Annotated in this window: 22 protein-coding genes; 20 read left to right on the top strand and 2 right to left on the bottom strand. The window is 69.7% G+C overall.

What is annotated here, in order from left to right:
* Positions 1-9: 9 nt before the first annotated feature.
* Positions 10-1,212 (top strand): signal recognition particle-docking protein FtsY, encoded by a 1,203-nt coding sequence (gene ftsY, locus P2Q00_RS31105; protein WP_275776606.1) that lies wholly within the window; start codon positions 10-12, stop codon positions 1,210-1,212.
* Positions 1,213-1,304: 92 nt separating this feature from the next.
* Here the strand turns inward: ftsY and P2Q00_RS31110 are convergent, their stop codons facing one another.
* A complete protein-coding gene (locus P2Q00_RS31110) occupies positions 1,305-1,961 on the bottom strand; it encodes a bifunctional DNA primase/polymerase (protein WP_275776607.1) in 657 nt (218 codons plus the stop codon).
* 447 nt (positions 1,962-2,408) lie between these two features.
* Between P2Q00_RS31110 and nsdA the strand changes: the two genes are divergently transcribed.
* The 6 genes from nsdA (at position 2,409) to ftsH (ending at position 12,038) form a co-directional block, all read left to right on the top strand.
* Positions 2,409-3,893 (top strand): transcriptional repressor NsdA, encoded by a 1,485-nt coding sequence (gene nsdA, locus P2Q00_RS31115; RefSeq protein ID WP_275776608.1) that lies wholly within the window; start codon positions 2,409-2,411, stop codon positions 3,891-3,893.
* A gap of 313 nt (positions 3,894-4,206) precedes the next feature.
* Positions 4,207-5,544 (top strand): ammonium transporter, encoded by a 1,338-nt coding sequence (locus P2Q00_RS31120; RefSeq protein WP_275776609.1) that lies wholly within the window; start codon positions 4,207-4,209, stop codon positions 5,542-5,544.
* Complete coding sequence (locus tag P2Q00_RS31125; protein WP_009308760.1) at positions 5,541-5,879, top strand: P-II family nitrogen regulator; 339 nt, start codon at positions 5,541-5,543, stop codon at positions 5,877-5,879. Before P2Q00_RS31120 ends, P2Q00_RS31125 begins: the two co-directional genes overlap by 4 nt.
* 27 nt (positions 5,880-5,906) lie before the next feature.
* Positions 5,907-8,354: a [protein-PII] uridylyltransferase gene (locus tag P2Q00_RS31130; RefSeq protein WP_275776611.1), complete on the top strand. Its 2,448-nt coding sequence runs from the start codon at positions 5,907-5,909 to the stop codon at positions 8,352-8,354.
* A 138-nt stretch (positions 8,355-8,492) separates the two neighbouring features.
* Positions 8,493-10,046 (top strand): signal recognition particle protein, encoded by a 1,554-nt coding sequence (gene ffh, locus P2Q00_RS31135; protein WP_275776612.1) that lies wholly within the window; start codon positions 8,493-8,495, stop codon positions 10,044-10,046.
* 51 nt (positions 10,047-10,097) lie between these two features.
* Positions 10,098-12,038 carry an ATP-dependent zinc metalloprotease FtsH gene (gene ftsH, locus P2Q00_RS31140; RefSeq protein WP_275776613.1) on the top strand — a complete coding sequence of 647 codons (1,941 nt, stop codon included), beginning with the start codon at positions 10,098-10,100 and terminating at the stop codon, positions 12,036-12,038.
* 38 nt (positions 12,039-12,076) lie between these two features.
* Here the strand turns inward: ftsH and P2Q00_RS31145 are convergent, their stop codons facing one another.
* Positions 12,077-12,940 carry a methyltransferase domain-containing protein gene (locus tag P2Q00_RS31145; protein WP_275776614.1) on the bottom strand — a complete coding sequence of 288 codons (864 nt, stop codon included), beginning with the start codon at positions 12,938-12,940 and terminating at the stop codon, positions 12,077-12,079.
* A gap of 199 nt (positions 12,941-13,139) precedes the next feature.
* On the opposite strand from P2Q00_RS31145, the gene proS reads away from it, so the two are divergent.
* From proS to P2Q00_RS31210, 13 genes are all read left to right on the top strand, one after another.
* Positions 13,140-14,555, top strand: a complete 1,416-nt coding sequence (gene proS / locus P2Q00_RS31150) for a proline--tRNA ligase (protein WP_275776615.1) — start codon at positions 13,140-13,142, stop codon at positions 14,553-14,555.
* Between the two features lie 261 nt (positions 14,556-14,816).
* Positions 14,817-15,413, top strand: coding sequence for a hypothetical protein (locus P2Q00_RS31155; protein WP_030943152.1), 597 nt, complete (start codon positions 14,817-14,819; stop codon positions 15,411-15,413).
* A gap of 272 nt (positions 15,414-15,685) precedes the next feature.
* Positions 15,686-16,105 carry a 30S ribosomal protein S16 gene (rpsP, locus tag P2Q00_RS31160; RefSeq protein WP_275776616.1) on the top strand — a complete coding sequence of 140 codons (420 nt, stop codon included), beginning with the start codon at positions 15,686-15,688 and terminating at the stop codon, positions 16,103-16,105.
* A 2-nt stretch (positions 16,106-16,107) separates the two neighbouring features.
* The gene (locus tag P2Q00_RS31165; RefSeq protein ID WP_003973401.1) at positions 16,108-16,347 is read left to right on the top strand and encodes an RNA-binding protein; all 240 of its coding nucleotides are present in this window, start codon (positions 16,108-16,110) and stop codon (positions 16,345-16,347) included.
* Positions 16,348-16,430: 83 nt separating this feature from the next.
* Entirely contained in the window at positions 16,431-16,985 is a 555-nt protein-coding gene (gene rimM / locus P2Q00_RS31170) for a ribosome maturation factor RimM (protein WP_275776617.1), read from the top strand.
* The gene (trmD, locus tag P2Q00_RS31175) at positions 16,985-17,818 is read left to right on the top strand and encodes a tRNA (guanosine(37)-N1)-methyltransferase TrmD (protein ID WP_275776618.1); all 834 of its coding nucleotides are present in this window, start codon (positions 16,985-16,987) and stop codon (positions 17,816-17,818) included. Before rimM ends, trmD begins: the two co-directional genes overlap by 1 nt.
* A 134-nt stretch (positions 17,819-17,952) precedes the next feature.
* A complete protein-coding gene (rplS, locus tag P2Q00_RS31180; RefSeq protein ID WP_030866123.1) occupies positions 17,953-18,303 on the top strand; it encodes a 50S ribosomal protein L19 in 351 nt (116 codons plus the stop codon).
* Positions 18,304-18,348: 45 nt separating this feature from the next.
* On the top strand, positions 18,349-19,041 hold the full coding sequence (gene lepB / locus P2Q00_RS31185; protein ID WP_275776619.1) for a signal peptidase I: 693 nt from the start codon (positions 18,349-18,351) through the stop codon (positions 19,039-19,041).
* The gene (lepB, locus tag P2Q00_RS31190) at positions 19,034-20,164 is read left to right on the top strand and encodes a signal peptidase I (RefSeq protein WP_275776620.1); all 1,131 of its coding nucleotides are present in this window, start codon (positions 19,034-19,036) and stop codon (positions 20,162-20,164) included. Before lepB (P2Q00_RS31185) ends, lepB (P2Q00_RS31190) begins: the two co-directional genes overlap by 8 nt.
* A complete protein-coding gene (lepB, locus tag P2Q00_RS31195; protein WP_275776846.1) occupies positions 20,052-21,035 on the top strand; it encodes a signal peptidase I in 984 nt (327 codons plus the stop codon). The genes lepB (P2Q00_RS31190) and lepB (P2Q00_RS31195) overlap by 113 nt, the downstream gene beginning before the upstream one ends.
* 127 nt (positions 21,036-21,162) lie before the next feature.
* Positions 21,163-21,939 (top strand): signal peptidase I, encoded by a 777-nt coding sequence (lepB, locus tag P2Q00_RS31200; RefSeq protein ID WP_275776621.1) that lies wholly within the window; start codon positions 21,163-21,165, stop codon positions 21,937-21,939.
* Positions 21,929-22,462 carry an NUDIX hydrolase gene (locus P2Q00_RS31205; protein WP_275776622.1) on the top strand — a complete coding sequence of 178 codons (534 nt, stop codon included), beginning with the start codon at positions 21,929-21,931 and terminating at the stop codon, positions 22,460-22,462. Before lepB (P2Q00_RS31200) ends, P2Q00_RS31205 begins: the two co-directional genes overlap by 11 nt.
* 56 nt (positions 22,463-22,518) lie before the next feature.
* Entirely contained in the window at positions 22,519-22,827 is a 309-nt protein-coding gene (locus P2Q00_RS31210) for a DUF2469 domain-containing protein (protein ID WP_003965949.1), read from the top strand.
* Positions 22,828-22,829 lie beyond the last annotated feature (2 nt).

The raw sequence follows: 22,829 nt of genomic DNA on the forward strand, positions 1-22,829 counted from the left end.
GGACGGGTTATGGAAACCGTCATCCTTGCTGTAGTCATCGCCGTGGTCGTGCTCGGTGCGCTCGGCGGGCTCGTCGTCGGCAGCCGGCGCAAGAAGTCGCTGCCCCCGCCGCCCCCCGCAGCGCCCGACATCACCGCCCCTCCGGCCGAGCCGCATGTCGGCGACGAGGCCGAGACACCCCGCGACGAACCGCGCCGGACGATAGAGGAGGTGGATCTTCCGGACGGCTCGGCGCCGGTCGCCGTCGAGGAGCCGCCCGCCCTCGAAATCCCCGAGATCGAGGTTCCCGAGCCGACGGCCGGACGCCTTGTCCGCCTCCGTGCCCGTCTCTCCCGCTCCCAGAACGCGCTCGGCAAGGGGCTGCTCACGCTCCTGTCGCGCGAGCACCTCGACGAGGACACCTGGGAGGAGATCGAGGACACGCTGCTCACCGCCGACGTCGGTGTGGCCCCCACCCAGGAACTGGTCGAGGGCCTGCGCGAGCGCGTGAAGGTCCTCGGCACCCGCACCCCCGACGAGCTGCGCGGCCTGCTGCGCGAGGAGCTCCTCAAGCTGGTCGGCACCGACTTCGACCGCACGGTCAGGACCGAGCCCGAGACCAGCAAGCCCGGCATCGTGATGGTCGTCGGCGTCAACGGCACCGGCAAGACCACCACCACCGGCAAGCTCGCCCGCGTCCTGGTCGCCGACGGCCGCAGCGTCGTCCTCGGTGCCGCAGACACCTTCCGGGCCGCCGCCGCCGACCAGCTGCAGACCTGGGGCGAGCGGGTCGGCGCCCACACCGTGCGCGGGCCGGAGGGCGGCGACCCCGCCTCCGTCGCCTTCGACGCGGTGAAGGAGGGCAAGGAACTGGGCTCCGACGTCGTCCTCATCGACACCGCCGGGCGCCTGCACACCAAGACCGGGCTCATGGACGAGCTCGGCAAGGTCAAGCGCGTCGTCGAGAAGCACGCCCCGCTGGACGAGATCCTGCTCGTCCTCGACGCCACGACCGGGCAGAACGGCCTGGTGCAGGCCCGCGTCTTCGCCGAGGTCGTCGACATCACCGGCATCGTCCTGACCAAGCTGGACGGTACGGCGAAGGGCGGCATCGTGGTCGCGGTCCAGCGCGAGCTGGGCGTACCGGTCAAGCTGGTGGGTCTCGGCGAGGGCGCCGACGACCTGGCGCCGTTCGAGCCGGAGGCGTTCGTTGACGCCCTTATCGGTGACTAGAAACTGGGCAAATGTACGGCCGGGTAAATCTACCCACGAAGAAGCGCCCGCCCCCAAGGTGCAGTTGGGGACGGGCGCTTCGCTGTGTACGACTATGCGCGCGACCGATGCGCCACATAAGCCAGCGTCCCCAGCAGCAACCGCGCCGCCGGCGGCTTCGTCGCCGAGTCCAGCGCGGGCGGCCGCAGCCACCGCACCGGCCCCAGGCCGCCCCGGTCGGACGGCGGGGCCGTGATGTACGTACCGGGGCCGAGGCCGCGCAGGTCCAGGGCGGCCGGGTCGTCCCAGCCCATGCGGTACAGGAGCTCCGGGAGCTCGGCGGCGGCGCCGGGGGCGACGAAGAACTGGGCGCGGCCCTCAGGGGTCGCGGTGACCGGGCCGACGGGGAGACCCATGCGCTCCAGGCGGACCAGAGCGCGGCGGCCGGCGGGCTCGGCCACCTCGATGACGTCGAACGCCCTGCCCACCGCGAGCATGACCGACGCTCCGGGGAACTCGCCCCACGCCTTGGTCACTTCGTCGAGCGTGGCACCGGCCTGGACCTGAGGCGCGAACTCCAGGGGATGCGCCCCCGGTGCGCTGCAGTCCGCCCGGCCGCAGGAACAGTCGCCCGCCGCGGCCCGGGCTCCCGGGACCGCGTCCCAGCCCCAGAGCCCCGTGAACTCGGCGACGGCGGTGCACTCCGAGGAGCGGCCGCGCCGACGCGCGCCGGAGCGGATCTCCCGGATGCCGCCGATCGTGAAGCCCATGCCCCCTCCAACGTGTCCGACGCATCGGTGGTTACGACGCGGATGCGGAACGTGACCCTCTGTGTTCCGGGCTCACCGGCTCCGCGCGGTCCAGGCGGCGCTCCGAAGTGCCCCGGGTGGTGAACTCGGCGGTGCACGCCTCTGAATGCTTCGCTCCGCCTACTCCCGGTCGGTCTATGTCAAGTGAATCGCGTAGAGGCCACCGCGAGTTCATTCGAAGGGGTGGCGAATGGTGGCGTTTCCGGGATCGCCATGGCTGGGCGCGTGATCGTAGGATTACTTTGAGTGCACGGGTCCTGGGGGCACATGCACTCGTGGGTATGCCGGAGGCAACTCGGCATCCCGTTCGAAGGGTGACAACCGGCGGACGGGCGGCCGTATTTACCGGCATTCTGATAGGGCTTGGCGCACTCAGCGACAAGTGGTCTCAGGGATGGGGGCGTTCCAGTGAGCGGCAACGGCGGAAGCGGGACGACCGCGACCAGCATGGAGAAGCGCCCCAACGAGCTGCTCACCTCCTGGTTCGTGCGCAGCGGCTGGTCGAAGGGCGAACTCGCCCGCCAAGTCAACCGCAGGGCACGCCAGTTGGGGGCCAATCACATCTCCACGGACACCTCCCGGGTGCGCCGCTGGCTGGACGGCGAGAACCCCCGCGAGCCGATCCCCAGGATCCTGTCCGAGCTGTTCTCCGAGCGCTTCGGCTGCGTGGTCTCCGTCGAGGACCTCGGCCTGCGCGCCACCCGCCAGTCACCGTCCGTGTCCGGCGTCGACCTGCCCTGGACGGGCCCGCAGACGGTGGCCCTGCTCAGCGAGTTCTCGCGCAGCGACCTGATGCTGGCGCGGCGCGGCTTCCTCGGGACCTCGCTGGCCCTGTCCGCGGGCCCGTCCCTCATCGAGCCCATGCAGCGCTGGCTGGTGCCCTCGCCGCAGGCCCCGCAGTTCGAGCCCGAGCCGCCGGCCGCGTCCCGCCGTGCCGGCCGGCTATCCAAGCCCGAGCTGGACCTCCTGGAGTCCACGACGGTGATGTTCCGGCAGTGGGACGCCCAGTGCGGCGGCGGTCTGCGCCGCAAGGCGGTCGTCGGCCAGCTGCACGAGGTGACGGACCTCCTCCAGGAGCCCCAGCCCGAGGCCACCACCAGGAAGCTCTTCAAGGTCGCCGGCGAGCTGGCCGAGCTGGCGGGCTGGATGTCGTACGACGTCGGGCTCCAGCCGACCGCCCAGAAGTACTTCGTCCTCGCCCTGCACGCCGCCAAGGAGGCGGGCGACAAGCCGCTCGGCTCGTACATCCTCTCCAGCATGAGCCGTCAGATGATCCACCTCGGCCGGCCCGAGGACGCACTGGAACTGATCCATCTCGCGCAGTACGGCGGCCGGGACTGCGCGAGCCCCCGCACCCAGTCGATGCTGTATGCGATGGAGGCCCGCGCCTACGCCAACATGGGGCAGCCCGGCAAGTGCAAGCGGGCGGTCCGGATGGCCGAGGACACCTTCGCCGACGTGGACGAGTGGGACGACCCGGACCCCGACTGGATCCGCTTCTTCTCCGAGGCCGAGCTGCACGGCGAGAACTCCCACTCCTACCGCGACCTCGCCTATGTGGCGGGCCGCAGCCCCACGTACGCGTCCCTGGCCGAGCCCGTGATGCAGCAGGCCGTCGACCTGTTCGCGCAGGACAGCGAGCACCAGCGCTCGTATGCACTGAACCTGATCGGCCTGGCCACGGTGCACCTGCTGCAGCGTGAGCCCGAGCGGAGCACGGTGCTGGCCGAGCAGGCCATGCGCATCGCCAAGAAGGTCCGCTCCGAGCGCGTGAACACTCGTATTCGAAAGACGGTCGACACGGCCGTACGCGACTTCGGAGATCTCGCCGAGGTCGTGGACCTCACCGAGAAGCTCGCCGTGGAGCTCCCGGAGACCGCCGAGGCGGTCTGAACCCTTGGCCCCGGCCGCGGCCGGCCCTCCCGAACTGCCCGACTCGGCTCCCCCGTGCCAGGTCATCGGAGGGCCGCCCGCGGCCGGATCCTTTCCCTCAGGGAAGGTTGCGCCACGATAACGATCGATGTGGACGGCATCCGGCAGTTCATCGACGCGTAACACACAGGGCGCCTTCGTCACGCCTGCGAAACAACGAGGGGCTTCCAACGAAACCGCGCTGCGCCAATCTCATGGCGCATAACCGGCCCACCCCTCATGACCGCTTCTGGCTTCGCCCGCACGGGGCCGTACCAATGACGAGGAGACGCCGATGGCACCAGCCATCACGCTTGCCGCGGAGGCACCCAAGCTGTCTGCCGCGAACACAGGCTTCATGCTCATCTGTTCCGCCCTGGTGCTGATCATGACCCCGGGCCTCGCCTTCTTCTACGGAGGCATGGTCCGCGTCAAGAGCACTCTCAACATGCTGATGATGAGCTTCATCAGCATCGGCATCGTCACCATTCTCTGGGTGCTCTACGGCTTCTCCCTCGCGTTCGGTACGCACAACGGCCTCATCGGCTGGAACTCCGACTGGTTCGGCCTCAGCAACATCGGGCTGACGGAGCTCTGGGACGGCTACACCATCCCGATCTTCGTCTTCATGGTCTTCCAGATGATGTTCGCCATCATCACCCCGGCCCTGATAAGCGGCGCCCTCGCGGACCGCGTCAAGTTCTCCGCCTGGTCGCTCTTCGTCGCCCTGTGGCTCACGGTCGTGTACGTCCCGGTCGCGCACTGGGTGTGGGGTGCGGACGGCTGGGCCTACAAGCTCGGTGTGATCGACTTCGCCGGTGGTACCGCGGTGCACATCAACGCCGGTGCCGGCGCCCTCGGCGTGATCCTGGTCATCGGTAAGCGCGTCGGCTTCAAGAAGGACCCGATGCGCCCGCACAGCCTCCCGCTGGTGATGCTCGGTGCCGGTCTGCTGTGGTTCGGCTGGTTCGGATTCAACGCCGGCTCGTGGCTCGGCAACGACGACGGCGTCGGCGCGCTGATGTTCGTCAACACGCAGGTCGCCACCGCCGCCGCCATGCTGGCCTGGCTCGCCTACGAGAAGATCCGCCACGGCGCGTTCACCACGCTGGGCGCCGCCTCCGGCGCGGTCGCCGGTCTGGTCGCGATCACCCCGTCCGGTGGTGCGGTCTCCCCGCTCGGTGCGATCGCCGTCGGCGCCATCGCCGGTGTCGCCTGCGCCGCGGCCGTGGGCCTCAAGTACAAGTTCGGCTACGACGACTCCCTCGACGTCGTCGGCGTCCACATGGTCGGCGGCATCATCGGCTCCCTGCTCATCGGCTTCTTCGCCACCGGCAAGGGCCAGTCGACCGCGACCGGCGTCTTCTACGGCGACCACTCCTTCACCCAGCTGTGGAAGCAGTTCGCCGGTGTCGGCGCGGTACTCGGCTACTCCCTGGTCGCCTCTGCGGTGCTCGCCTTCCTCCTCGACAAGACCATCGGTATGCGGGTCACTGAGGACGAAGAGGTCTCCGGTATCGACCAGGCCGAGCACGCCGAGACCGCATACGACTTCAGCGGCACGGGTGGCGGCCACATCGGAGGTGCCGCCACGGCCCTCGCCGCGACGGAGACGAAGAAGGTGGACGCATGAAGCTCATCACCGCCGTCGTGAAGCCCCACCGGCTCGACGAGATAAAGGAAGCCCTCCAGGCCTTCGGAGTCCACGGCCTGACGGTCACCGAGGCGAGCGGTTACGGTCGTCAGAGGGGCCACACGGAGGTCTACCGCGGTGCCGAGTACACCGTCGACCTGGTCCCCAAGATCCGTATCGAGGTGCTGGCCGAGGACGACGACGCCGAGCAGCTGATCGACGTCATCGTCAAGGCGGCCCGAACCGGCAAGATCGGTGACGGCAAGGTCTGGTCCATCCCGGTCGAGACGGCCGTACGGGTCCGGACCGGCGAGCGCGGCCCGGACGCGCTCTAACAGAAAAAGAAGGACAGGAGTCGCTGGGTGTCGAGTACGGATGTGCGCAAGGAAGCAGATGACTCGGGACCCAGCGGCTACGCGGCGGCCCGGCTGCGCCTCCTCACCGAGGGGGCGCAGTCCGGGCCGCCGCGCCGTACCGCCCTGTCCGAGCTGACGGACGACTGGCTCACGGGCCTCTTCGCCGCCGGCGCCGAAGGACTGCGCGGGGCCTCCCTGATCGCCGTCGGCGGCTACGGCCGCGGTGAGCTCTCCCCACGTAGCGACCTCGACCTGCTCCTCCTCCACGACGGCAGCGACGCCAAGGCGGTCGCCGCCCTGGCCGACCGCATCTGGTACCCCGTCTGGGACCTCGGCCTCTCCCTCGACCACTCGGTCCGCACCCCCGCCGAGGCCCGCAAGACGGCCGGGGAGGATCTGAAAGTCCAACTCGGTCTCCTGGACGCCCGCCACATCGCCGGCGACCTGGGCCTGACGGCCGGTCTGCGGACGGCCGTCCTCGCCGACTGGCGCAACCAGGCGCCGAAACGTCTCCCCGAACTCCAGGAACTGTGCGCCGAGCGCGCCGAACGCCAGGGTGAGCTGCAGTACCTGCTGGAGCCGGACCTGAAGGAAGCGCGCGGCGGACTGCGGGACGCCACCGCCCTGCGCGCAGTCGCCGCCTCCTGGCTGGCCGACGCCCCACGCGAGGGCCTCGACGACGCCCGGCGCCGGCTGCTCGACGTACGCGACGCACTGCACCTGACGACGGGGCGTGCGACCGACCGGCTCGCGCTGCAGGAGCAGGACCAGGTCGCGGCCGAGCTCGGCCTGCTGGACGCCGACACGCTGCTGCGGCAGGTGTACGAGGCGGCGCGGGTCATCGCGTACGCCAGTGACGTCACCTGGCGCGAGGTCGGGCGGGTGCTCAGGTCGCGGGCCGTGCGGCCGCGGCTGCGCGCCATGCTCGGGGGCGGAAAGCCGGTCGTCGATCGTTCTCCGCTGGCCGAGGGCGTGGTCGAGCAGGACGGCGAGGTGGTGCTCGCCCGCGCCGCGCGCCCGGAGCGCGACCCCGTACTGCCGCTGCGCGCCGCGGCCGCCGCCGCACAGGCCGGCCTCCCGCTCTCCCTGCACGCCGTACGGCGCTTGGCGGCGACCGTACGCCCCCTACCCACGCCCTGGCCCGCCGAGGCGCGCGAACAGCTGGTCACCCTGCTCGGCTCGGGACACCCCACCATCGACGTCTGGGAGGCGCTGGAGGCGGAGGGCCTGATCACACGGCTCCTTCCGGACTGGGAGCGGGTGCGCTGCCGCCCGCAGCGCAATGCCGTGCACATCTGGACCGTCGACCGGCACCTGATCGAGACGGCCGTACGGGCCTCCGAGTTCACCCGCCGCGTCCACCGCCCCGACCTCCTCCTGGTCGCCGCGCTGCTGCACGACATCGGCAAGGGCTGGCCCGGCGACCACTCCGTGGCCGGCGAGATCATCGCCAAGGACGTGGCCGCCCGTATCGGCTTCGACCGCGACGACGTGGCCGTGCTCTCCACCCTCGTACGCCACCATCTGCTGCTGGTGGAGACGGCCACCCGCCGCGATCTGGAGGACCCGGCCACGGTCCGTTCGGTCGCCGAGGCGGTCGGTTCGCAGGGCACGCTGGAGCTGCTGCACGCGCTGACCGAGGCGGACGCCCTGGCCACCGGCCCGGCGGCCTGGTCGTCCTGGCGTGGCTCCCTCGTCGCCGACCTGGTGAAGCGGGTCGCCGCCGTCCTCGCCGGGGACGTGTCCGACGAGCCCGAGGCCGCCGCGCCCACCGCCGAGCAGGAGCGGCTCGCCATCGAGGCGGTCGCCACGGGCAGCCCGGTGCTGTCCCTGCGTGCGCAGACCGAGCCGCCGACGGAGGACCAGCCGTCCGGCGACCCGGAGCCGCTCGGCGTCGAGCTGCTCATCGCCGTACCGGACCAGGCGGGCGTGCTGCCCGCCGTGGCCGGCGTCCTGGCCATGCACCGGCTGACCGTGCGCACCGCCGAGCTGCGGGCCCTGGACCTGCCGGACGGCGTCGAGGGCTCGGTCCTGCTGCTGGACTGGCGGGTCGCCGCCGAGTACGGCTCACTGCCGCAGGCGGCCCGGCTGCGCGCGGATCTCGTACGGGCGCTGGACGGCTCCCTGGACATCACGGGACGTCTCGCCGAGCGGGACGCCGCCTATCCGCGCCGGCGGGGTGTCGTGGCGCCGGCGGCGCGGGTGACGGTCGCGTCGGCCGCGTCCCGGCTGGCCACCGTGATCGAGGTACGGGCGCAGGATGCCCCCGGCCTGCTGCACCGGATCGGGCGGGCGCTGGACGACGCGAAGGTGCGGGTGCGCAGCATGCATGTGTCGACGCTGGGCGCGAACGCCGTGGACGCCTTCTACGTGACCGGGCCCGAGGGCGCGCCCCTGCCGGGCGACGAGGCTTCCTCCGTGGCGCGGAAGCTGGAAGAGACACTGCGCGGGTGATCTCCGACCAGGGTGTCCCCGCCGACGCGGGGTGCCGTCCCCGTTCGCTGTATGCAGCGGGCGGGGACGATTGTCTTGCGCGGCCGGATACCCTGGAAGACGCTCACACTGCCACCGACCCCGAGGACCGACGCCGCCGTGTTCGATACTCTCTCCGATCGCCTCTCAGCGACTTTCAAGAACCTGCGCGGCAAGGGACGGCTCTCCGAGGCGGACATCGACGCCACCGCGCGCGAGATCCGCATCGCGCTCCTCGAAGCGGACGTGGCGCTGCCGGTCGTGCGGACGTTCATCAAGAACGTCAAGGAGCGTGCCCTCGGCGCCGACGTCTCTCGCGCGCTGAACCCCGCCCAGCAGGTACTGAAGATCGTCAACGAGGAACTCGTCACGATCCTCGGCGGCGAGACCCGCCGTCTGCGCTTCGCCAAGCAGCCGCCCACCGTGATCATGCTGGCGGGTCTGCAGGGTGCCGGTAAGACGACCCTCGCGGGCAAGCTCGGCCACTGGCTGAAGGAGCAGGGCCACTCGCCGCTGCTGGTCGCCGCCGACCTTCAGCGCCCGAACGCCGTGAACCAGCTGAGCGTCGTCGCCGAGCGCGCGGGCGTGGCCGTCTTCGCGCCCGAGCCGGGCAACGGCGTCGGTGACCCGGTCAAGGTCGCCAAGGACTCCATCGAGTTCGCGAAGGCCAAGGTCCACGACATCGTGATCGTGGACACCGCGGGCCGCCTCGGCATCGACCAGGACATGATGCAGCAGGCCGCGGACATCCGGGACGCGGTCAGCCCGGACGAGATCCTCTTCGTCGTCGACGCGATGATCGGTCAGGACGCCGTCAACACGGCCGAGGCCTTCCGCGACGGCGTCGGCTTCGACGGCGTGGTGCTCTCCAAGCTCGACGGTGACGCCCGCGGTGGTGCGGCCCTGTCGATCCGCCAGATCACCGGCAAGCCGATCATGTTCGCGTCGAACGGCGAGAAGCTCGACGACTTCGACGCCTTCCACCCTGACCGGATGGCCTCCCGCATCCTCGACATGGGTGACCTGCTCACCCTGATCGAGCAGGCGGAGAAGACGTTCAGCCAGGAAGAGGCCGAGAAGATGGCCTCCAAGCTGGCGTCCAAGAAGGGCCAGGACTTCACCCTGGACGACTTCCTGGCCCAGATGGAGCAGGTCCGGAAGATGGGCAGCATCAGCAAGCTGCTCGGCATGCTCCCGGGCATGGGCCAGATCAAGGACCAGATCAACAACCTGGACGAGCGGGACGTCGACCGCACAGCCGCCATCATCAAGTCGATGACCCCGGCCGAGCGCCAGGACGCGACGATCATCAACGGCTCCCGCCGTGCCCGTATCGCCAAGGGTTCCGGCGTCGAGGTCAGCGCCGTGAAGAACCTCGTCGAGCGGTTCTTCGAGGCCCGCAAGATGATGTCCCGCATGGCCCAGGGCGGCGGTATGCCGGGGATGCCCGGGATGCCGGGCATGGGTGGCGGCCCCGGCCGGACGAAGAAGCAGCCGAAGCAGGCCAAGGGCAAGCAGCGCTCCGGCAACCCGATGAAGCGCAAGCAGCAGGAGCAGGAGGAGGCCGCACGCAGGGCGGCGGCCGCTCAGGGCGGCAACGCCTTCGGTGTGCCGGGCCAGCAGCCGCCTCAGGACTTCGAGCTCCCGGACGAGTTCAAGAAGTTCATGGGCTGAGTTCACCCCTCTGCATGTGCCGGGGGTGGGGTGTTGTCGTAACGTCCCGATATGACCAACCCCGCCCCGCCGCGCAAGTCGCCCGACCAGCCCTGGCGTACCGAGGGCACTCCCGAGGAGCCGCCGAAGCCGCCGCCGGGCGGGCGGAAGATGCGTGGCGGCTGGTGGAGTCTGATCCTCACCGCGCTGGTCGTGTACCTGATCGCGAATCTGGTCCTGTCGTTCTTCAACGAGGGCAACGAGCCGACGATCTCGTACACGGAGTTCAGCAAGCAGGTCGGCGCGGGCAACGTCAGCAAGATCTACGCCAAGGGCAATGCGATCCAGGGCCAGCTCAAGAAGGAGCAGAGCAACCCGGACGGCGGCGGTAAGTACACCAAGTTCAACACCGAGCGGCCGACGTTCGCGGACGACAAGGTCTGGGAAGACCTGACCAAGCACAACGTCACCGTCACGGCGGCGCCGGTCGTCCAGCACCGCAGTTTTCTGGCCAATCTGCTGATCTCGCTGGCCCCGATGCTGCTGCTGATCGCGGTGTGGGTCTTCATTGCGCGCCGGATGAGCGCCGGGATGGGCGGCGCGGGCGGGATGCTCGGCCGCAAGACGCCGCCCAAGCCGGTCGAGCTGGAGCCGGGGGCGGGGCGCACGACCTTCGAGGACGTGGCGGGCATCGACGAGGTCGAGGGCGAGCTCAACGACGTCGTCGACTTCCTGAAGAACCCGGACGCCTACCGCAGGATGGGCGCCAAGATGCCGCGGGGCGTGCTCCTGGCGGGCCCGCCGGGCACCGGCAAGACGCTGCTCGCGCGGGCGGTCGCGGGGGAGGCCGGAGTCCCGTTCTTCTCGGCCTCCGCCTCCGAGTTCATCGAGATGATCGTGGGCGTCGGCGCGTCACGCGTGCGTGAGCTGTTCGCCGAGGCCCGCAAGGTGGCGCCGTCGATCATCTTCATCGACGAGATCGACACCATCGGCAGGGCCCGCGGCGGCGGTTCCGGGATGGGCGGCCACGACGAGCGCGAACAGACGCTGAACCAGATCCTCACCGAGATGGACGGCTTCTCGGGCTCGGAGGGCGTCATCGTCATCGCGGCCACCAACCGCGCCGACGTCCTGGACCCGGCCCTGACCCGCCCCGGCCGCTTCGACCGGGTGGTCATGGTCTCGCCCCCGGACCGCGGCGGACGCGAGGCCATCCTGCAGATCCACACCCGTGAGATCCCGCTCGCCGAGAACGTCGACCTCGGCCAGGTCGCCCGTACGACCCCGGGCATGACCGGCGCCGAACTGGCCAACCTCGCCAACGAGGCCGCCCTGCTGGCCGTCAAGCGCAAGCAGGAACGGGTGACGCAGACCGACCTCTCCGAGGCTCTGGAGAAGGTCCAACTGGGCGCCGAACGGCCCCTGGTGATGCCCGAGGAGGAGCGCCGCCGCACCGCCTACCACGAGAGCGGACACGCCCTGCTCGGCATGCTCCAGCCCGGCGCCGACCCCGTCCGCAAGATCACCATCGTCCCGCGCGGCCGGGCCCTCGGCGTGACGCTCTCGACCCCGGAGTCCGACAAGTACGCGTACACGGAGGAGTACCTGCGCGGCCGCATCATCGGCGCACTCGGCGGCATGGCGGCCGAACAGGTCGTCTACGGGGTCGTCACGACCGGCGCGGAGAACGACCTGGAGCAGGTCACCAACATCGCGCGCGGCATGGTCGCCCGCTGGGGGATGAGCGAGCGGGTCGGCCGCCTGTCGGCGCTGCCCGGCGACGCCCAGCAGGCCTACGGCCTCTCGGCGGCACCGCAGACCCTGGACGTGATCGAGCACGAGATGCGCCGGATCGTCGACGAGTGCTACGAGGAGGCGTGCCGCAAGCTGCGCGACCACCGCGGCCAACTGGACGCCCTCGCCCAGGCGTTGCTGGAGCGCGAGACCCTGGAGGAGGCGGACGCGTACCGGATCGCGGGGATCACACGGCTTGCGAAGGTCGACGGCGCCTGAACGACACCTGAGGCGTACGGGCGATCAGGTAACGGCACCTAAGGCGTACGGGCGATCAGGTACCGGAACACGTTCGGCATCCACACCGTCCCGTCCCGGCGCAGATGCGGATGCAGCGCTTCCGCGAGCTCCTTGTCCACCTGCGCCTGGTCGGTCGCCGAGATCGCCGCGTCGAACAGGCCCGTCGACAGGAGCCCCCGTACCGCGCTGTCCATGTCGGCGTACCCGAAGGGGCAGGCGACCCGCCCGGAGCCGTCGGGCTTCAGGCCCGCCCGCTGCGCGACCTCCTCCAGATCGTCGCGAAGGGCGGGGCGCCAACTGCCCGTGCTGCGCAGCGGATCCGCCAGCCTGGTGGCCACCCGCAGCACGGACGACGTGGTGCAACGTTCCGGCGGACCCCAGCCGGCGAGCACCACGGGCGCCCCGTGCCCGACGAGCGGTGTCGCTGCCCGCAACAGCCCGCCGAGCCCCTCCGAGTCGCCCGCGAGACACCCGATCGGCTCGAAAGCCGTCACCAGGGTGAACGCGGGCGTCTCCGCGTCGCCCGCGGCCGTGATGTCTTCCGGTGAGCCGTCGACGATCCGGGTGTCCGTACGCGCGCGCGTGCCCCACGCGTCCGGGAGCAGCCTCTCCCGCGCGAGAGCCAGTCGTTCGGGGGAGTGGTCGACACCGGTGACCGCCGCGCCTCTGGAGGCCGCCATCAGCAGGGCCAGCCCGCTGCCGCAGCCGAGGCCCAACAACCGTGTGCCGGGGCCCACTTCCAGTCGCTCGTAGACGGCCTCGTAGAGCGGGACCAGCATCCGCTCCTGGATCTCGGACCAGTCACGCGCGCGTGCACACAGGTCCACACGGGGCACCTCGCCCGCATGGGACGGGTGCTGCCGCACGAGCGTAGGTGTCATGTAAAGCGCCCCAATCCGCCGAGAGTTGCCGCTGTACCCGTTTCCATGGCCCCCGTGACGTGCGCTCGCACTCCCCCCGTATGCCAGATAACTCCGCACTCGACCGCTCGTCCAGGGGTTGTGGGGCCCGGCTTGTGGGTTGCCTGTGCAGGCAAAAAAGAATTCACATCCCGGCAACGTGAGCCCCTACCATCGCGCAATGGCAAAGGCTCCCGTTCTCACCCCGCGCGCGGACGACTTCCCGCGCTGGTACCAGGATCTGATCAGCAAGGCCGAGCTGGCCGACAACGGCCCGGTGCGCGGCACCATGGTGATCCGACCGTACGGGTACGGGCTGTGGGAGCGGATGCAGGCCGAGATGGACGCCCGGATCAAGGAGACGGGCACGCAGAACGCGTACTTCCCGCTGCTGATCCCGCAGTCGTACTTCGCCCGGGAGGCCGACCACGTCGAGGGCTTCGCGCCCGAACTGGCCGTGGTCACCCATGGCGGCGGCAAGGAGCTGGAGGAGCCCGCGGTCGTCCGCCCCACCTCCGAGATGATCATCAACGACTACTTCTCGAAGTGGGTGCAGAGCTACCGCGACCTGCCCCTGCTGATCAACCAGTGGGCGAACGTGGTCCGTTGGGAGCTCAGGCCCCGCCTCTTCCTCCGTACGACCGAATTCCTGTGGCAGGAGGGCCACACCGCGCACGCCACGTACGAGGAGGCGCGCGACTTCGCCGCGCACATCCAGCGGCACGTCTACGGGGACTTCCTGACCAGCGTCCTCGCCATGGACTTCGTCTCCGGCCGCAAGACGGTCAAGGAACGCTTCGCCGGCGCCGTCAACACCCTCACGCTCGAAAGCATGATGGGCGACGGCAAGGCCCTCCAGATGGTCACCAGCCACGAGCTGGGCCAGAACTTCGCCAAGGCCTTCAACACCCGGTACCTGTCCCGGGAAGGCAGACAGGAGCTCGTCTGGCAGACCTCCTGGGGCTCGACCACCCGCATGATCGGCGCCCTGGTGATGACTCACGGAGATGACAACGGCCTCAGGGTCCCGCCGCGGCTGGCGCAGATCCAGGTCGTCGTCCTCGCGATCAAGGGCGACGAGGCGGTTTTGGCCAAGGTCCGCGAGCTCGGCGACCGGCTGAAGGCGGCGGGCCTCCGCGTCCACGTAGACGACCGCACCGACACCCCCTTCGGGCGCCGCGCCGTCGACTGGGAGCTGAAGGGCGTGCCCGTACGCATCGAGGTCGGGCCCCGTGACCTGGAGAACGGCACTGCGATGCTGGCCCGCCGCATCCCGGGCGGCAAGGAGCCGATGCCCATCGACTCCCTCGTACGACTCCTCCCCGCGATCCTCGACGAGGACCAGGCGCTCCTCCTCACCCAGTCCCGCGAGCGCCGCGAGTCCCGTACGTCGGACGTGTCGACGATCGGCGAAGCCGTCGAGGTGGCCCGCGACGGCGGCTGGGCGCGCATCCCCTGGGCGGACCTGGGCGAAGAAGGCGAGGCCGCACTGGCCGAGCACGCGGTGACCGTACGGTGTCTGGTCGCTGCCGACGGGTCGGTGCCCGACGCCGACGACGCGCCCGGTAACGTCGCGGTCGTCGCGCGCGCTTACTGATACAGGGCCCTTCCGCCGCGAGAGCGACCGAAACGCCCCTTGCGCATCTGCGGATCACAGCCGCACCGGGCCGTGGACATCGGCTACGTGCCCGGTCGTAGGTCGGACTACGTACCACCTTGGTACGAGCTGTGAGGTTTCTCCGCAGATCAGCGCACAAGCCCTCGTCAGGGCGCATCAGCGGCAACTGACGGGTACGTGCAAATTATTTGGGATGACCCGGAATAGGAACACATTCGAGCTCCCGCTCGTTGTCATTACGTGAGCACGACACAGACACCACCTGTTCTCGCCGCAGAGCTGGCAGAGGCGTGGGCCGACATTCAGCGGTACCACCCCGAGCTGCCGGACCTTGCCGCGCCAGAGTCCCTGATCGGAGAGTCGTCGTCCGCGTGCGGTCACGAGCTCTCCTTCGAGCGACTGCTCCATGAGGCAGTCCATGGCATCGCCGCCGCGCGCGGTGTGCGCGACACGTCCCGCGCCGGCCGGTACCACAACCGCAGATTCCTTGCGATCGCCGAGGAGCTGGGCCTGGACCACCCCGAGGAACCGCATCCCAGCAGCGGCTTCTCGCTGGTCACGCTCAACCCCGAGGCAAAGCGCCGCTACCGCCCGACCATCGAGCGGCTGCAGCGCGCCCTGAAGGCCCACACGGCAGCCACCTCCGCCGACACCCCGAAGAGCTTCCGGGGCCCGGCGGCCCGGCACGGCTCGTCCGGGGGCGGGGTGCGAGTGAAGGCGGTGTGCGACTGCGGCCGTAACGTACGGGTCGTCCCGTCGGTACTGGCGCAGGCGCCGATCGTCTGCGGAGGGTGCGGCAAGCCGTTCCGGATCCCGGAGGTCGTCGGCGCGGCATGAGGATGCGGCTGCTCGTGGCAGCCGCACCCCGAAGCCGTAGCGGGCGTGCGCAGTCTGTGGGCACCTGGAATGCCGGGTGCCCCTCAGGCATGCCCTGCCACACCCGGTCGGAAGCGACCCGCCGGGTGTGGCACAATGGCTAGCTGTACTCGACAGCCGCACAGGAACCCTCTCGCCTCCGGCTGACGCGTCCATCGGGCACTCGGGTACCGCAACCCCACGCGGCAATCTCGCCGTGCCCAACCACGTCAAAACCAGGAGAATCCACTCCCGTGGCAGTCAAGATCAAGCTGAAGCGTCTGGGCAAGATCCGTTCGCCTCACTACCGCATCGTCGTCGCCGACTCCCGCACCCGCCGTGACGGCCGTGCGATCGAGGAGATCGGTCTGTACCACCCGGTGCAGAACCCCTCGCGCATCGAGGTCGACACGGACCGCGCGCAGTACTGGCTGAGTGTCGGCGCGCAGCCGACCGAGCCCGTCCTCGCCATCCTGAAGCTGACCGGCGACTGGCAGAAGTTCAAGGGCCTGCCCGCCCCGGCTCCGCTGCTCGTGGCCGCGCCGAAGGCCGCTCGCCCGGTGTTCGACGCCCTCGGTGGCGACGACGAGGGCAAGGGTGAGGCGATCACCCAGAAGAAGAAGGCTGAGAAGAAGGACGAGGCTCCGGCTGAGTCCGCGTCGACCGAGGCCTGAGCATGCTCGAGGAGGCTCTCGAGCACCTCGTGAAGGGCATCGTCGACAACCCTGACGATGTGCAGGTCGCCTCGCGCAACCTGCGCCGCGGACGCGTTCTCGAGGTCCGGGTCCACCCCGACGACCTCGGCAAGGTGATCGGCCGCAACGGCCGCACCGCGCGCGCTCTGCGCACCGTCGTGGGCGCCATCGGCGGCCGCGGTGTCCGCGTCGACCTCGTCGACGTGGACCACGTCCGCTGACGCCAAACGCAACACCGGCTCGGGCCGGGGAGGGCCACTGGGCCGTCCCCGGCCCGTAGTCGTATGACAGGAGATCTAGAGAAGTGCAGCTGGTAGTCGCTCGCATCGGCCGTGCTCACGGCATCAAGGGCGAGGTCACGGTCGAGGTCCGCACCGACGAGCCGGAGCTGAGGCTCGGGCCCGGCGCCGTACTGCTGACGGATCCCGCTTCCACGGGCCCGCTCACCATCGAGACCGGCCGCGTCCACAGCGGCCGCCTCCTTCTGCGCTTCGAGGGCGTGAAGGACCGCAACGCCGCCGAGGCGCTGCGCAACACCCTCCTGATCGCCGAGGTGGACCCGGAGGTGCTCCCCGAGGAGGAGGACGAGTACTACGACCACCAGCTGATGGACCTGGACGTGGTCACCAAGGACGGCGTGGAGGTCGGCCGGATCACCGAGATCTCGCACCTGCCCTCGCAGGACCTGTTCATCGTCGAGCGCCCCGACGGCAGCGAGGTCCTCATCCCCTTCGTCGAGGAGATCGTCACGGAGATCGATCTGGAGGAGCAGCGGGCGGTCATCGACCCGCCGCCCGGGCTGATCGACGACCAGGCCGAAATCGTCTCCTCGCGGGACGTGCCCGGGGGAGAGGCGTAATGCGCCTCGACGTCGTCACGATCTTCCCCGAGTACCTGGAGCCCCTGAACGTCTCCCTGGTCGGCAAGGCACGCGCGCGTGGACAGCTGAACGTGCACGTGCACGACCTGCGCGCGTGGACGTACGACCGCCACAACACCGTCGACGACACGCCGTACGGCGGCGGTCCCGGCATGGTCATGAAGACCGACCCCTGGGGCGACGCCCTGGACTCCGCCCTCGCGGACGGCTACGAGACCGGCTCGCACGCGCCCGCGCTGATCGTCCCCACCCCCAGCGGCCGCCCCTTCACCCAGGAGCTCGCCGTCGAGCTCTCCGAGCGCCCGTGGCTGATCTTCACGCCCGCGCGCTACGAGGGCATCGACCGCCGGGTGATCGACGAGTACGCCACCCGGATGCCCGTCCACGAGGTGTCCATCGGCGACTACGTCCTGGCCGGCGGCGAGGCGGCCGTCCTGGTCGTCACGGAGGCCGTGGCGCGGCTGCTGCCCGGAGTCCTCGGCAACGCGGAATCCCACCGCGACGACTCCTTCGCACCCGGCGCCATGGCCAACCTCCTGGAAGGCCCCGTCTACACCAAGCCCCCCGAGTGGCGCGGACGCGGCATCCCGGACGTGCTGCTCAGCGGCCACCACGGCAAGATCGCCCGCTGGCGCCGCGACGAGGCACTGAAGCGCACGACGGCCCATCGGCCCGACCTCATCGAGCGCTGCGACCCCAAGGCCTTCGACAAGAAGGACCGCGAGATGCTCTCCATCCTGGGTTGGGCGCCGGATCCGGAGGGGGAGCCGTACGGCCGATTTTGGCGCAGGCCAGAGGGCGTGGAAGAATAGACCGCTGTTGTGCGTCGTCCGGCGTGCGCCCCTGCCGCAGGGGGAAACGACGCCCGCCCCGGCACGGACAGCATCCTTCAGGAACACCTAGCTCCCGTTGATGACCTGTGGCATCAGCGAAGAAAGCAGACGAAATGTCTCACCTGCTCGACTCCGTCGACAGCGCGTCGCTGCGCAGCGACGTCCCGGCCTTCCGCCCGGGTGACACCGTCAACGTCCACGTCCGCGTCATCGAGGGCAACCGCTCCCGTGTGCAGCAGTTCAAGGGCGTTGTGATCCGCCGCCAGGGCGCCGGTGTCCGCGAGACCTTCACGGTCCGCAAGGTCTCCTTCTCCGTCGGCGTCGAGCGCACCTTCCCGGTGCACACCCCGATCGTCGAGAAGATCGAGCTCGTCACCCGCGGTGACGTGCGTCGCGCCAAGCTGTACTACCTGCGCGAGCTGCGCGGTAAGGCCGCGAAGATCAAGGAGAAGCGCGACAGCTGAGCTCGCGTAGGCGTTCATATCCGGGCCGGATAACATCTGGCCCCGATGGACACCGAAGCACAGCCGACGGAGCGCGACCGCTCCTCCCGCCCTGAACCAGTGGCTGCGGAGGGACGGTCGCGTTTCGCGTTGGTGTCGCGGATCACGGACTGGCTGCCCGGCGGCCGGCTCTCCCTGATCGTGCTGGTCTGCCTGGTGTTTTTGCTGATCCTCAACGGTTTCGTGGTGCAACCGTTCCAGATTCCCAGCGGATCCATGGAAAACGGATTGAGGATCGGGGACCGGGTTCTCGTAAATAAGTTGGCGTACCGTTTCGGTGCCGAGCCGCGCCGCGGCGATGTTGTGGTGTTCGACGGAACTGGGTATTTCGGGAACGCGGACTACATCAAGCGCGTCGTGGGAGTGGGTGGGGACCGGGTGGTCTGCTGTGACAAGGAGGGGAGGATCCAGGTGAACGGCCGGTCGGTCGACGAGTCGACTTTCCTGTACCCCGGTGACAGCCCCTCCACGGTGTCCTTCACCGCCGTCGTGCCCGACGGCACCCTCTTCGTGCTCGGCGACCACCGCAGCGACTCCAGTGACTCCCGCGACCACCTCGGTTCGCCCGGGGGCGGCATGATCCCGGTGTCCGACGTCATCGGCCGCGCCGACTGGATCGTCTGGCCCGCCGGTCACTGGATCCGCATCGATCGTCCGAGCGCCTACGCGCGTGTGTCCGCCGGCGGTGCGCATGGGTAACCGCGGCAAACCGCGTGGAGCCACCCCCGGCAGCACCTTCGGCAACGAGAACCTGCTGCCCACCGGCTCCCGCCGGACCAGTGGCGCAAGCGCCCCGGTCGCCGGGGGCGGCGGTCGCACCCGCGCCGAGCGGCGCAAGCTGCAGCGCAAGGTCAAACGAAAGCGCAGGCGCGGCGCGGTCAAGGAGATACCCCTCCTCGTCGGCGTCGCGGTCCTCATAGCCCTGGTCCTGAAGACGTTCCTCGTCCAGGCGTTCGTGATCCCGTCCGGCTCCATGGAGCAGACGATCCGGATCGGCGACCGTGTCCTGGTCGACAAGTTCACCCCCTGGTTCGGCTCGAAGCCCAAGCGCGGGGACGTCGTCGTCTTCAAGGACCCGGGCGGCTGGCTCGCGGACGAGCAGACCACTACGAAGAAGAGCGACCCCGTCGTCGTCAAGCAGGTCAAGGAAGGGCTCACCTTCATCGGCCTGCTGCCGTCCGACAACGAGAAGGACCTCATCAAGCGGGTCATCGGGGTCGGCGGCGACCATGTCAAGTGCTGTGACTCGCAAGGGCGGGTGACCGTCAACGGTGTTCCCCTGACCGAGGGCGACTACCTGTATCCCGGAAACGCCCCCTCCACACAGGAGTTCGACATCACCGTCCCCAAGGGGCGGTTGTGGGTGATGGGCGATCACCGGGGCAACTCCGCGGACTCCCGCGCCCACCAGAACACGGCCTACGGCGGCACGGTCTCCGAGGACTCCGTGGTGGGACGGGCGATGGTCATCGCCTGGCCCTTCGGCCACTGGACTTCCTTGAAAGAACCTAAAACTTTCTCCTCCGTTTCCAACTCCGTGTCGGGGACGACCGCGTCCCCGCAGCTGTCGCATAGGGTTGCTCCTGACTATTTCAACGGAACGATCCAGCTCCCGAGCCCTGCGGAACTCCCGCTCGTTATGGGAGTGGTGGGCCTGCACCGCGTCCGGTTCAGGCAGCGGCACAGAGTAAGGAGTTGGCGTGGGGGATGTGGCGGTTGGCGCACGGTCCGGACACGACGGCGAGGAGCACCGCGGACAGCCCGTCCAAGGAGTCTCCGCAGCCGTCCCGGCCGCGGACAGCGCCGTGACCTCCGGGAGTGACTCCGGGGCGACCGATGACGGGCCGGTGGCCGGCGAGCGCAACGGGACCGAGGAACAGGGCTCGGGCGGGACACCCCCCAAGTCCAAGAAGCAGCGTTCCTTCTGGAAGGAGCTGCCCATCCTGATCGGTATCGCGCTCGTGCTGGCGCTGCTGATCAAGACGTTCCTGGTGCAGGCGTTCTCGATCCCGTCGGACTCGATGCAGAACACCCTTCAGCAGGGCGACCGGGTCCTGGTCGACAAGCTCACCCCTTGGTTCGGCTCGAAGCCGGAGCGCGGCGAGGTCGTCGTCTTCCACGACCCGGACAACTGGCTGGCGGGCGAGCCCACGGCCAATCCGAACGCGCTGCAGAAGGCCCTCAGCTGGATCGGCCTGATGCCGTCCGCCGAGGAGAAGGACCTCATCAAGCGCGTCATCGGAGTCGGCGGCGACACCGTCTCCTGCAAGGGCTCGGGCCCGCTCAGGGTCAACGGCAAGGCGCTCAACGACGCGTCGTTCGTGTACGCGGGCAACACGCCGTGCAGCGTCGACGACCAGGGCGGCCAGTTCTCGGTGAAGGTCCCCAAGGGCTACATCTGGGTCATGGGTGACCACCGCCAGAACTCGCGCGACTCGCGCTACAACCAGAGCGACAAGCACAACGGCATGGTTCCGGTGAGCAAGGTCGTCGGACGCGCCATCGTCATCGCCTGGCCGATCACCCGCTGGGACACCCTCCCGATCCCGGACACCTTCGACCAGCCGGGCCTGAACAACCAGTCCTCGGCGTCGGCCGCGCTTTCGGCCGCCCCGAACGCGCTCGCCCTGGCCGGTGCGGTGCCGGCGGCCCTGTGGCGTCGTAGGCGGATCGCGGTCGCCGAGACCCGCTGAACCCGCCCCTCGAACCGTGGCTCTCCCGGCATACCGGCCGCCCTCGTGAAACCCTCGTGGAGCTTGTGACCTTGGTCGCGGCGGAGGGGCTGACCGGGTCAGGTACCGCCGGGTAGGGTGCGGACCCATGGGTGGCGAGAGCACTACGCGTACGGCCCCGCGCAGCGGTGGCACAAGCACGAGCCCGGTGGGCAGCCGGACCGGACAGCGACTGTCCGGACTGGCCGTCGCACTGGGCATTGTGCTGTTCCTCGGCGGATTCGGCTGGGGAGCGGTGGTCTACCGTCCGTACACCGTGCCGACCACCTCGATGACGCCGACGATCAACGCCGGCGACCGGGTGCTGGCAGAGCGCGTCGACGGCAGTGAGGTACGCCGGGGCGATGTCGTCGTCTTCAACGACAAGTCCTGGGTGACCAACGCTTCCGTGGTCAAGCGCGTGGTCGCGGTCGGCGGCGACACGGTCTCCTGCTGCACCAACGGCAAGCTGACCGTCAACGGCAAGCAGATCGACGAGGGCTACCTCAAGGGCAGCGTCGTCGAGGACAAGAACATCCCGGCCGTGAAGGTCCCCAAGGGCCGCCTGTTCCTGCTCGGCGACGAGCGCGAGGGGTCCCTTGACTCCTCCGCCCACCTCACCGACGCGGCCCAGGGCACCGTCGCACGCTCCGCCGTGGCGGCTCGCGTGGACGCCGTCGTCTGGCCCATGAACGGCATGCTGGAGCGCCCCACCGGCTTCGAGACCCTCGGCGCGCTCTCCCAGCAGGGCCCGCTGCGCATCATCGTCGCCCTGATCGTGGCCGGAGCCGTCCTGGTCCTCGGTGGCGGTGCCTACGGCCCGATCGCCAAGCTGACCGGCGGGCGCCGCGCCCGTGCGCGGACGGAGCCCGCGGGTGCCCGCTGAGCCGGCGGGCGCGTACGAGGACTCGTACCGGGGCGGGCTGCGCAAGGTGGCCCGGGTGGTCCTGCTCGACCCCGAGGACCGCATCCTTCTCCTGCACGGCCATGAGCCGGACGATCCGGCCGACGACTGGTGGTTCACGCCCGGCGGCGGCCTGGAGGGCGACGAGAGTCGCGAAGAGGCCGCGCTCAGAGAACTCGCCGAGGAGACCGGTATCACCGGGGTCGAACTCGGCCCGGTGCTGTGGCGGCGGATGTGCTCCTTCCCGTTCGCGGGCCGCCGCTGGGACCAGGACGAGTGGTACTACCTGGCCAGGACGACGGAGACGCCCAGGGTGGTACCCGAGGCCACGGGCCTCACGGAACTGGAGCGGCGCAGTGTCGCCGGAGCACGCTGGTGGACGTGTCGGGAACTTGCCCGGGCGCATGAGACCGTGTATCCGACCAGACTCGCCGAGCTGCTGCGCAGGCTGCTCGACGAAGGTCCCCCGGCCGGGCCCGTGACCCTTGACCCCGAAATCGTCTAGGGGCTCACGGGACTGGCGCACAATGGTGGGATCGCACGGCTGAAGGGGAAGCTGCCATGAGCGCCGAGGACCTCGAAAAGTACGAGACCGAGATGGAGCTGAAGCTCTACCGGGAGTACCGCGATGTCGTCGGTCTGTTCAAATACGTGATCGAGACCGAGCGGCGCTTCTACCTGACCAACGACTACGAGATGCAGGTGCACTCGGTCCAGGGCGAGGTGTTCTTCGAGGTTTCGATGGCGGACGCCTGGGTCTGGGACATGTACCGGCCGGCTCGGTTCGTGAAGCAGGTGCGGGTACTCACGTTCAAGGACGTGAACATCGAGGAGCTGAACAAGAGCGACCTGGAGCTGCCGGGCGGCTGATG

This window comes from Streptomyces coacervatus, from assembly GCF_029223485.1.
GTDB lineage: Bacteria > Actinomycetota > Actinomycetes > Streptomycetales > Streptomycetaceae > Streptomyces > Streptomyces coacervatus.